Annotated in this window: 7 protein-coding genes; 6 read left to right on the top strand and 1 reads right to left on the bottom strand. The window is 74.6% G+C overall.

Translation table 11 applies throughout. The annotated features are described in order from the left end of the window. Positions 1-2 precede the first annotated feature (2 nt). Entirely contained in the window at positions 3-1,427 is a 1,425-nt protein-coding gene (locus ACWD4P_RS06890; RefSeq protein ID WP_449778833.1) for a CCA tRNA nucleotidyltransferase, read from the bottom strand. A gap of 367 nt (positions 1,428-1,794) precedes the next feature. Here ACWD4P_RS06890 and ACWD4P_RS06895 point away from each other — a divergent pair, with 367 nt between their 5' ends. From ACWD4P_RS06895 to ACWD4P_RS06920, 6 genes are all read left to right on the top strand, one after another. Then, positions 1,795-4,344, top strand: a complete 2,550-nt coding sequence (locus ACWD4P_RS06895; RefSeq protein ID WP_449778827.1) for a DUF6049 family protein — start codon at positions 1,795-1,797, stop codon at positions 4,342-4,344. Between the two features lie 58 nt (positions 4,345-4,402). Beyond that, complete coding sequence (gene murJ, locus ACWD4P_RS06900; protein ID WP_449778828.1) at positions 4,403-6,880, top strand: murein biosynthesis integral membrane protein MurJ; 2,478 nt, start codon at positions 4,403-4,405, stop codon at positions 6,878-6,880. Between the two features lie 303 nt (positions 6,881-7,183). Next, positions 7,184-9,178 (top strand): serine/threonine protein kinase, encoded by a 1,995-nt coding sequence (locus tag ACWD4P_RS06905; RefSeq protein WP_449778829.1) that lies wholly within the window; start codon positions 7,184-7,186, stop codon positions 9,176-9,178. A gap of 41 nt (positions 9,179-9,219) precedes the next feature. Then, positions 9,220-9,909, top strand: coding sequence for an RNA polymerase sigma factor SigM (sigM, locus tag ACWD4P_RS06910; protein ID WP_359830979.1), 690 nt, complete (start codon positions 9,220-9,222; stop codon positions 9,907-9,909). After that, a complete protein-coding gene (locus tag ACWD4P_RS06915) occupies positions 9,906-10,919 on the top strand; it encodes a hypothetical protein (protein ID WP_449778830.1) in 1,014 nt (337 codons plus the stop codon). The genes sigM and ACWD4P_RS06915 overlap by 4 nt, the downstream gene beginning before the upstream one ends. A gap of 173 nt (positions 10,920-11,092) precedes the next feature. Continuing rightward, on the top strand, positions 11,093-11,496 hold a 404-nt coding region (locus ACWD4P_RS06920; protein WP_449778831.1), incomplete at its 3' end, for an NAD(P)/FAD-dependent oxidoreductase.

Below are 11,496 nucleotides of genomic sequence, written 5' to 3' on the forward strand. Positions count from 1 at the left end.
GCTCAGCCCTGCTGCCCGGCCCACCAGGCCCGCAGCGCCACGACCGCCTCGTCGTGCTCCATCGGGCCGTGCTCCAAGCGGAGTTCGAGCATGTGCTTGTACGCCTTGCCGACCTGCGGGCCGGGCCTGAGGCCGAGCAGCTCCATGATCTGGTTGCCGTCCAGCGCCGGGCGGACCGCGTCCAGCTCCTCCTGCTCCTTCAGCTCGCCGATCCGCGTCTCCAGGCCGTCGTAGGTGCGGGAGAGCGCGGCCGCCTTCTTCTTGTTGCGGGTGGTGCAGTCGGAGCGGGTCAGCTTGTGCAGGCGCTCCAGCAGCGGCCCGGCGTCGGTGACGTAGCGGCGCACCGCGGAGTCGGTCCACTCGCCGCCGCCGTAGCCGTGGAAGCGCAGGTGCAGCTCGACCAGGCGCGAGACGTCCTCGGTGAGCTCCTTGGAGTACTTGAGGTCGCGCATCCGCTTGCGGGTCATCTTGGCGCCGACCACCTCGTGGTGGTGGAAGGAGACCCGGCCGTCCGACTCGAAGCGGCGGGTGCGCGGCTTGCCGATGTCGTGCAGCAGCGCGGCCAGCCGCAGGGTGAGGTCCGGGCCGTCCTGCTCCAGGTCGATGGCCTGCTCCAGGACGGTCAGCGAGTGCTCGTAGACGTCCTTGTGCCGGTGGTGCTCGTCCCGCTCCAGCCGCAGCGCGGGCAGCTCGGGCAGCACGTGCTCGGCGAGCCCGGTGTCGACCAGCAGCCGCAGGCCCTTCACCGGGTGCGCGGCCAGCAACAGCTTGTTCAGCTCGGCCTGGATCCGCTCGGCGGAGACGATGGTGAGCCGCTCGGCCATCGCCGTCATCGCGGCGACCACCTCGGGCGCCGGGTCGAAGTCCAGCTGGGCGGCGAAGCGGGCGGCCCGCATCATCCGCAGCGGGTCGTCGGAGAAGGACTCCTCGGGGGTGGCGGGGGTGCGCAGCACCCGGGCCTCCAGGTCCTCCAGGCCGTGGTGCGGGTCGACGAAGCCGCGGCCGGGCAGGTCCACGGCCATCGCGTTGACCGTGAAGTCCCGGCGGACGAGGTCCTGCTCGATGGTGTCGCCGTAGCTGACCTCGGGCTTGCGCGAGGTGCGGTCGTACGCCTCGGAGCGGTAGGTGGTGATCTCGATCAGGAAGGAGCCCTCGGGGGTGTCCTTGCGGGCGCCGACCGTGCCGAAGGCGATGCCGACGTCCCAGACCGCGTCCGCCCAGCCCTTGACCAGCTTGAGCACCTGCTGCGGCCGGGCGTCGGTGGTGAAGTCCAGGTCGTTGCCGAGCCGGCCGAGCAGCGCGTCCCGGACGGAGCCGCCGACCAGCGCCAGCCGGTGACCGGCCGCCTGGAACCGGCCGGCGATCTCGTCGGCGACCGGAGACACCCGCAGCAGCTCTTGGAGGCCGCGGGTCTGGGCCTCGCTCAGGCCTGGGACGACCTGGACGGCGGTGCTGGAACGGTCGGTGCGCGCGGTGGGCTCATTGGCAGTGGACACGGCTCACAAGGGTACGTGCCCCGACAGGTCAACCGCCCGCGCGTTCTGGGCGTCTCACCCCACAGCCCGCAACACTGCACCGCGGGCTGCATCGTTACCATGCCGGTGGACGAGTCTCGGGCACCGGACTGGGGATGCGGTGTCGCGCGCCGCCACCGCCCGCGGTAACCCCCGCGGCGACGGTGCGGCGACGGCGTCGGGCGCAGAGTTCCAAGAGCAGGCGAAGAGCGTCCGGCGGACCGCGCCGGACGGACACCATCAGCAGCGAGAACGATCGAGAACGGCGAGGGCGAAGCGAGTGAGTGAGCCGGCACGGCACTCGGGCCTGGGGGCGCACCGACAGCCTGGAGGGGCCGAGCGCCCCGCCGACGGGCGTCATCCGGCCCGCCGGGCGCGCCGTGCGGTCCTGCGGGCCGCCGCCGCGTGCGCGGCCGCCCTGACCCTCTTCACGGCCTCCCCGGCCGGTGCGCTGCCCGCCGGCGGCAACGTCCGGCCGGCCGCCGACTCCACCGCCACGGCCGAGTACCCGGTGGTGATGACCATCGATGCGCTGAGCCCGCAGGTGGCCACCCCGAACGGCACCGTGACGATCACCGGGCAGGTCACCAACGCCGGCAAGTCGGCGGTCAGGGGCGCCCACGCCGCCGTCCGCAAGCCGTACTCCGGCAAGCCGCTGGACCGGCGCAGCGACCTGGCCAACGTGGCCGACCGCACCACGCCGGACAGCAAGGACGGCGTGGAGCTGGACAGCCCCCAGTACGCCCTGCCGGAGCTGAACCCGGGGCAGAGCCAGCCGTACACCCTGAGCGTCGCGGTGAACGAGCTCGGGCTCTCCTCGAGCGGCGCGTACGAGCTCGCGGTGGACGCCTGGGGCGGGACGGCCGACAACCCGCGCGACCGCGCCCTCGGCATCGCCCGGACCTTCCTGCCGTACAACCCGGGCGGCGCCGAGGCGCAGCCGACGAAGGTCGCCACGATCTGGCCGCTGGTGCACCCGCCGGTGGTGGCCGCCCAGACCAGCAGCGACAGCAACGACCAGACGGTCTCGGTGCTGCGCGACGACAGCCTCGCCACCGAGTTCGCCCCGGGCGGCCGGCTGTACGAGCTGGTCGACACCGGCGCCAAGCTGAACGGCCTGACCTGGGTGATCGACCCGGACCTGCTGGACGCCGCGCTCGCGATGACCAAGGCCTACCGGGTGCAGAAGCCGGGCACCGAGGCGGCGGGCAAGTCCGCCAAGGACGACAACACCGTCCAGGTGCCCGCCTCGGCCGCCGCCGTCGCCTGGCTGGACAAGCTGCGGGCCGCCGTCGCCAAGCCGGGCAGCCAGGTCGTCTCGCTGCCGTACGCCGACCCGGACCTCGCCTCGATCGCCCACAACGGCTCCGACCTGGCCGGGATGACCACCGCGCTGAGCAAGGCCGCCACCGCCGGCCGGCTCACCGTCGAGGGCCGGCTCTCGGTGGACACCCGCGCGGACGTCGCCTGGCCGTACCAGGGCTACCTCGACCAGCAGATCGCCTCCCTCGCCCAGCAGTCGGGCAGCGGCCTGGTGCTGGTCAACGGCGAGAGCATGCCGGAGCCGGACTCGCTCAACTACACCCCGACCGCGGTCCGTCCGATCGGCAACGGGCAGAGCGCCGTGGTGGCCGACGAGACCGTCTCCGCGCTCTTCAACCGGGACCTGAGCAGCCCGCAGGTGCAGACCGACACCAGCCAGCGCTTCCTCGCCGAGACCTTCACGATCACCCACGAGCAGCCGCAGAACCAGCGCGGCCTGCTGGTCCTGCCGCCGCGCGACCTGAGCGCCGCCGGCGCCAAGGCGCTGGCGAACGCCCTGCAGACGGCGGACGGCAAGTGGATCTCCTCGGTCAAGCTGGACGTGGTGGCCCAGTCCGCGGCCGACCCGAAGGCCAACACCGCCGTCCCGGCGCCCACCGACTACCCGACCCAGGCCCGCGCCTCGGAGCTCCCGGCGGCCGACCTGAGCCGCACCGACGGGATCCAGCACGACCTGGACACCCTGATGCGGGTGCTCACCCTGCCGCAGCGGGTGCGCGGCCCGTTCAGCGCGGCGATGGCCCGCTCGCTGTCCACCGAGTGGCGCACCCAGCCGCCCGCCGGGAGCAGCTACCGCGCCGGCGTCACGGCGTACCTGAAGGAGCTGACCAAGGCCGTCCAGGTGCCGCCGAAGAAGCTGGTCACGCTGGCCGGCGACACCGGGCTGCTCCAGGTCAGCGTCCGCAACGACCTGACCCAGACGGTCACCAACCTGAAGCTGGTGCTCACCTCGGGCCAGCCGAACAGGCTGCGGGTGAGCAAGGAGGAGGAACTGGTCCTCCCGGCCTCGCAGAGCGTGACCCTGCGCTTCAACGCCGAGGCGCACAACAACGGGCCGATCGCGATGACCGCCCAGCTGTGGACCACCGGCCCCGACTCCCGCCCGTACGGCGAGCCGCAGCAGTTCATAGTGGACGTCACCTCGGTGACCAACGGCGTGCTGTACGTCTTCGCGGGCGCCGGCGTCCTGCTGCTGCTGGCGGCGCTGCGCTTCGTGCGCCAGCGCAAGCGGCGCGGCGGGCAGCCGCACGAGGACGGCGACCAGCCGGTCGGCGACGCCCCGGCCGGGGGCGACGGCGGAGCGGCGGCCACCGCCGCGCAGGCCCCGGTGGAGGAGGCCGAGCGGGACCCGGCGGCGGAATCCGTCGCGGACCCGACCGGGGCCCCGGCACCGGACGGCGCCGAGGGGGCGGGGGACACCCCCGGTGACGGTCCTGCGCAGACACCGCGTGGCAGCAGCCCGGATGGCCGGGATCGGGCCGCCGGTGATGAGAAGGTTGGTCCTTGATACCGCCGATCCCCCGCACCGCCGGGCCGGCCTCCCCCCACGACAGCGAAGAGGTGACATGACCGGGCGCAGCGAGGAGCGGCCGCCGGGCCGCGGTGAGAGCCGGCCGGGCGCCGAGTCGCCGTCCGGCGACTGGTACGTGGCCGACACCTACGCCCAGGACCCGTACGCGGCGGACGCGTACGGGCACCCGCAGGACGGCCAGGACCCGTACGGTCTGCGGGCCGGTCGGCCCGCCGCGCCCCAGCCGCCGGCCGCCGCGTACGACGTGCCGCCGCAGCTGCCGCCGCAGGGCGGCGGCTACCCGACGCCGGTGCCGCCGGCCCCGTACCAGGCTCCGGAGCACTTCACCGCTCCGGAGCACTTCACGGCCCCGGTGCCGCCCGTGCAGCCCGGCTGGGACGCCCCGGCGCAGGCCGCCTGGCCGCAGGAGCCCGCGCAGGCCGCCGGTGGCCACTGGGGTGGTGCCGAGCAGCCCCGGCCGCAGTGGCAGCCGGGCCCGGCGCACGCCGGCTGGGACTCCGAGACCACCGAGTACGTCGGGGTGGACGCGCTGTTCGGCGGCCGCCAGGCGCAGGCCGCCGCCCAGCCGCCGGTCCCGCAGCCCGCCCCCCAGCAGGTCCAGCCGACCGCCCCGCCGACCGGCCCGGCGTCGTACCCGCCGGCGGGCGGCTACCCGGGGCAGCCCCAGCACGGCGGCGCCCCGGGCGGACAGCACCACTTCGTGCCGCCGATCGAGTTCGACCCGCCGCTCTCCGAGGAGGAGGCCACCATGCAGGTGGCCGCCGTCGCGGTGCCCCCGGCGGTCGAGCCGCTCGCGGACCTCGCGGCCGAGGAGCGGGCCGCCGAGCAGGCGCCCGCGCCCGCCGCCGAGCCCGTCAAGGCGGGCGGCGGCAAGGTCTCCAGCCTGCTGAACTCCAGCGCGATCATGGCGGCCGGCACGCTGGTCTCCCGCGGCACCGGCTTCGTCCGGACCATGGTGATCACCGCGGCCATCGGCGTCGGCGTGATGGGCGACTCGTACAACGCCGCGAACACCCTGCCGACCCTGCTGTACATCCTGATCGGCGGCGGCGCGCTGAACGCGGTCTTCGTGCCGCAGCTGGTGCGCAGCATGAAGAACGACGAGGACGGCGGCACCGCGTACGCCAGCCGGCTGCTCACCCTGGTGATGGTCGGGCTCGGCGGCGTGGTCTTCCTGGCCGTGCTCGGGGCACCCGTGCTGGTGCAGCTGATCGCCCACCCGATGATGGCCAACCCGGAGCGCGCCGAGACCACGGTCGCGATGGCCCGCTACTGCCTGCCGGCCATCTTCTTCATGGGCATCCACGTGGTGATGGGGCAGATCCTCAACGCCCGCGGCCGCTTCGGCGCGATGATGTGGACCCCGGTCCTGAACAACATCGTGGTGATCTTCACCTTCTCCGCCTACATCTGGGTCTACGGCGGGTTCGGCACCACCCACGTCACCCCGGAGGGCGTCTCCCCCGAGGGCGTGCGGCTGCTCGGCATCGGCACCCTGGTCGGCCTGGTCGTCCAGGCGCTGTCGATGATCCCGTACCTGCGGGCCGCCGAGTTCCGCTTCCGTCCCCGCTTCGACTGGCGCGGCCACGGCCTGGGCAAGGCCGCCCGGCTGGCCAAGTGGACGTTCTTCTTCGTCCTCGCCAACCAGGCCGGCTACCTGGTGATCACCCAGCTGTCCACCAAGGCGGGCGACGCCGCCGCGGCGGCCGGCCACGGCGGCGTCGGCCTGGCCGCGTTCTCCAACGCCCTGCTGATCTGGCAGCTGCCGCAGGCCGTGATCACCGTCTCGATCATGAGCGCGGTGCTCCCCCGGCTCTCCCGGGCGGCGGCCGACGAGGACGCCGGCGCGGTGCGCGACGACATCTCCTACGGTCTGCGCACCACCGCGGTGGCGGTCGTCCCGGCGGCCTTCCTGTTCCTGTCGCTCGGGCCGGTGATCGGCCGGACGATCTACGCGGTCGGCGGCAACGACACCGTCCTGAACGACGCCACCAACGTCGGTCTGATGCTCTCCGCCTTCGCGCTGGGCCTGGTCCCCTACTCCGCCCAGTACGTGATGCTGCGCGGTTTCTACGCCTACGAGGACACCCGCACGCCGTTCTCCAACACCGTCTGGGTCGCGGCCTGCCAGGCCGGCTTCGCGCTGCTGTGCTGGCTGGTGCTGCCCGCCGAGTGGACGGTGGTCGGCCTCGCCTTCGGCTACGGCCTCGCCTACGCCGTCGGAGTGACGGTCGCGATGCCGAAGCTGAAGAAGCGGATCGGCGGGCTGGACACCAAGCGGATCGGCCGGACCTACAGCCGGCTGGCCGCCGCCTGCGTCCCGGCCGCCCTGGTCGGCCTCGGCGCCAGCCTGGGCGTCCAGCAGGTGCTCGGCGGCTGGGCGGGCAGCGTGGCGGCGCTGGTCGTGGCCGGCGGCCTCCAGCTGGCGGTCTTCGTGCTCATCGCGAAGCGTCTGCGGATCGAGGAGTTGAACTCCATGCTGGGGATGGTCCGCGGCCGACTGGGCCGCTGACCGTCCGACCACCGGCCGGACGAGCGGGCGCCCTGACCGGGCGTCAACCGGAGCAGGCAGCTCCGCCGCTCGTCCGGCCGAGTGCTGGGGCACCGGTTGGTTCGGGTCCGCCCGACCGCCGGATGGCGACCCGGTGTCGGATCTGCACCACATCTCTCCACCCCCGTGCAACCGAGCGGACGCCTCAGCGGTCGTACCCGGTGGAGAAGAGTGGGCACAATTGTCCTGGAGCGCAGGGCTGCCGACCCTCGGGCTCCAGCGACTCTCTCAGGCCGGGGCGACACAAGGGGAGGCAGGACCACGGTGGCTGATGGCACCAAGGCGGTCGTCGACACGTCAGCAGCTGACGCGGCGACGGACGAGGCCGCGCTGGCTGCGGCGATCGACGGGCTCGCGGGCTCGGAGGACGCCGGCGAGAGCACCCCCGCGGGCACCCGCAAGGGCTCCACCACCGCCGCCGCTCCCGGGCGCACCGACGCGGACAAGGCCAAGGCCAAGGACGAGGACGAGGACGAGGACGGCGACGGGGACGACGCGCCGGCCGCCGGCCCGGGGTCCGCCGTCGGCGAGGAGACCTCGGAGATCACCGCACCGCTCTCGGTCCAGGAGCTCCGCGCCGAGCTGACCGCGGGCTCCTCCCGGAAGAAGCCCGCCGCGGAGCCCGCCCGACCCGCGCGCCGCCCCACCGACCCGCAGCCCACGGTCGACCCGCGCGACACCGCCACCCTCCCGCGCACCCTGCCCGCCCCGCAGCGCCGCAGCGGCGACATGATCGGCCACCGGTACCGGCTGGAGGAGTGCATCTCCCAGACCGAGACCTTCAGCAGCTGGCGCGCCGTCGACGAGAAGCTGCGCCGGGCGGTCGGCGTCCACCTGATGGCCTCCGGCCACCAGCGGGCCCGCAAGGTGGTGGCCGCGGCCAAGTCCGCCGCCCTGCTCGGCGACCCCCGCTTCGTCCAGGTGCTGGACGCCGTCCACGAGGGCGAGCTGGTCTACGTCGTGCGGGAGTGGCTGCCGCACTCCTCCGACCTCGCCAGGCTGCTCGCCAACGGCCCGATGGAGCCGCACGAGGCGTACCAGATGGTCCGCCAGGTCGCCGACGCCGTCGCGGCCGCCCACCGGCGCGGCCAGGCCCACCTGCGGCTGACCCCGCGCTGCGTGCTGCGCACCGACAGCGGCCAGTACCGGATCAACGGGATCGCGGTGGACGCCGCGCTGCGCGGGCTGCCCGCCGAGGGCGCCGAGGACGCCCAGCGGGCCGACACCCGCGCGATCGGGGCACTGCTGTTCGCCGCGCTCACCCACCGCTGGCCGTACCCGGAGGACCGCTACGACCTCCAGGGCCTGCCGAAGGGCCTCCAGAACGCCGCGCCGGACCAGGTCCGCGCCGGGGTCCACAAGGGCCTGTCCGAGCTCGCCGCGCGGGCCCTGTTCGACCAGCCGCCGCACCACGCCCAGCCGATCACCACGCCGGAGGAGCTGGTCCGGGCGATCGCGCAGATGCCCCGGATCCGCCAGCCAGAGCCGGAGCTGCCCGCCTTCCCGGCCCCGCCCCGGCACAACACCCACGCGCTGCCCACCGCGCCCAACCCCACCCGGGTCGCCGACACCACCGTCTCCCCGTTGCCGGCCTCCTCCCGCCCGACCTCCTCGCACCGCATGCGGCGGCGGCTGCGCCGGGTGGTCAAGGCCACCGCCTGGACGGTCGCCCTGGGCGCGATCGGCGTCGCTTCCTGGCAGTTCGTCGACACCCTGCGCCACACCGGGCCGGCCGCCGCGTCCCCGCTGCCCTCGGCCAGCAGCAACGCGCCCAGCCCGCAGGCCAGCACCCACAACCCGGCGCCGATCACGATCAAGGGCGCCCAGTCGTACGTCCTGCCGGGCGAGGGGTCGGAGGGGAGCGACAGCCCCGGCAAGGCGGTCGACGGCGACGTGAACACCGTCTGGACCACCCAGTGGTACAACGACCAGTTCGGCACCAAGCCGCCCGCCCTCAAGTCGGGTACCGGCCTGCTGATCGACCTCGGCTCGGCGCAGTCCGTCTCCTCGGTGAACGTCCAGTTCGCCGGCGAGCACACCGCGGAGCTCCGGGTGCCCACCGCGGCCGCCGCCGCCAACCCGATGTCGGCGAAGCTCGACGGCTTCACCCTCGCCGGCAAGAAGAGCGGGGCCAACGTCGAGTACACCCTCGAAGCCCCGGTCACCACGCGTTACCTCTTGCTCTGGCTGACCGCTCTGCCGAAGGATGGCGCCGGAAAGTTCACCGGCCAGGTCGCCGAGGTCAAGGTCTTCGGCTGACCGGGGGCGGTGGACCCGGGACGACGGCAGGGGGTCGAGGGGTGACGGTGACGGACGACGACGCGGCGCTGCTCGCCCGGCACGTCGCCGGCGACCCGGCGGCCTTCGGCCGGCTGGTGGACCGCCACCGCGACCGGCTCTGGGCGGTCGCCCTGCGCACCCTGGGCGACCGCGAGGAGGCCGCCGACGCCCTCCAGGACGCCCTGGTGTCCGCCTTCCGCTCCGCCGCCGGATTCCAGGGCCGCTCCGCGGTTACCACCTGGCTGCACCGGATCGTGGTCAACGCCTGCCTGGACCGCGCCCGGCGCAGCGCCACCCGCCGCACCACCCCTCTCGACGAGGACCCGCAGCGGCTGGACACCCTGGTCGGCGCCGCCGAACCGGCCGACTTCCCGGTGGTCCGGGCCGAGCTGCACCGCGAGCTGACCGCGGCGCTCGCCGAGCTGCCGCCCGAACAGCGGGCCGCGCTGGTGCTGGTCGACATGCAGGGCTACCCGGTGGCCGAGGCCGCGGAGCTGCTGGGCGTCCCGGTGGGCACGGTGAAGAGCCGCTGCGCGCGCGGCCGGGCCAAGCTCCTCCCGCTGGTCCGGCACCTGCGCGAGCCCGGTGTTTCACGTGAAACACCGCCCGCCCCCGGCTCGGCCCCGCCACGCCGGAGCACCCCGGGGAACCCGAAGCGCCCCGGAACCGTCACAGGGACGATCCTGGAAGGAGACGCGAGCGCCCGATGAACGCCCATCCCTCCTTCCCCGACCCCACCGAGGACCACCCCCCGGTCGAGCGGCTCGCCGACCTCGCCGAGGGGCTGATCGACTCCACGAGCGCCGTCGAGGCACTGCGGCGGCACCTGGACGGCTGCGCCGAGTGCCGGGAGACGGCCGACGCGCTCGCCGGGGTCCGGACGCTGCTCGGCGGCTTCGAGGCGCCGCCGATGCCGGCCGACGTGGCCGCCCGGCTGGACGCCGCGCTGGCGGCCGCCGCTGCCGAGGCCGCCGCCGGGAACGGCCGCGAGGCCGTCGAGCGGCCGCAGGAGGCCCCCGCGACCGACCGCCGGGCCGAGACCCCGGCCCGGCCCGAACGCGCCGCCACGGCACCCGTCACGCCGTCCTCCACGGCCCTCCCCTCCCGACCCGCCGGCCGATCCACCGACCGACCCGCAGGCCGACCTGCCGACCGGTCCGGCTCGGCCACCGGGCCCGGCCGCTCCCGCTCCCGCCGCCGGCGGTTCGCCGTGCTGCTCGGCACGGCCGCCGCCCTGGCCGCCCTCGGGCTCGGCGGGGCCCTGCTGCTGCACCCCGAGGACCGGTCCGGCTCGGTGACGGCCACCGCGGGCGGCGCCCCGGCCGCCACCGCCGACAGCCGCGACGCCCGGGCCCCGCACGCGGTGGGCGCCGGCACCGACTACCGCGAGGACGAACTCGCCGCCCAGGTCCAGCAGTTGCTGGCCCGCTCGGAGAGCGTCCCGGGGCTGCGGGCCACCGGGCCCGCCGGCTCCCCGGGCGCGATGCCGGCCGACGGCGCCCGGCCGGAGCCCGAGCCGACCGCCGCCTCCCCGACCGCCCCGGGCTGCCCGGCCCCCGCCCCCGGCACCCCGCTGGCCACCGACCGGGGCAGCTACCGCGGCTCCCCGGTGGACGTCCTGGTCTACCCGCTGCCCGGCCGGCCCGGCTCCGTCGACGTCTACCTGCGCTCCCCCGACTGCGGTCCGGTCCTCCTCCACCAGGCCGTTCCCAGCCGCTGACCGGCGGTTCCCATGCGATCCACGCCGGTGGCGGCACGCCGCTTCCGGACTCCGGGCGCCTGGTACTGATCCGCCTGGGAATGCGAGACACTGGTCAGTCGTTGTCCCGGGCGGCGGAGCAGGACCGCCCTCCCCGCAGCAAACGCGGGTCGCGATGCGAACCAGGAGAAGCAGTGAGCGACGTCCGTAACGTGATCATCATCGGTTCCGGCCCGGCCGGGTACACGGCTGCGCTCTACACGGCCCGTGCCTCCCTCAAGCCGCTGGTCTTCGAGGGGGCCGTCACCGCCGGTGGTGCACTGATGAACACCACCGAGGTCGAGAACTTCCCGGGCTTCCGGGACGGCATCATGGGCCCCGAGCTGATGGACAACATGCGGGCCCAGGCCGAGCGCTTCGGCGCCGAGCTGATCCCCGACGACATCGTCGCGGTCGACCTCACCGGTGACGTCAAGACCGTCACCGACTCCGAGGGCAACGTCCACAAGGCGCGCGCCGTCATCGTCACCACCGGCTCCCAGCACCGCAAGCTCGGCCTGCCGAACGAGGACAAGCTCTCCGGCCGCGGCGTCTCCTG

The organism is Kitasatospora sp. NPDC002543, from assembly GCF_053594915.1.

Coding starts and splice junctions, on each gene's coding strand:
- murJ (WP_449778828.1), top strand. CDS start 4,403: ATGACCGGGCGCAGCGAGGAGCGGCCGCCGGGCCGCGGTGAGAGCCGG.
- ACWD4P_RS06915 (WP_449778830.1), top strand. CDS start 9,906: ATGAACGCCCATCCCTCCTTCCCCGACCCCACCGAGGACCACCCCCCG.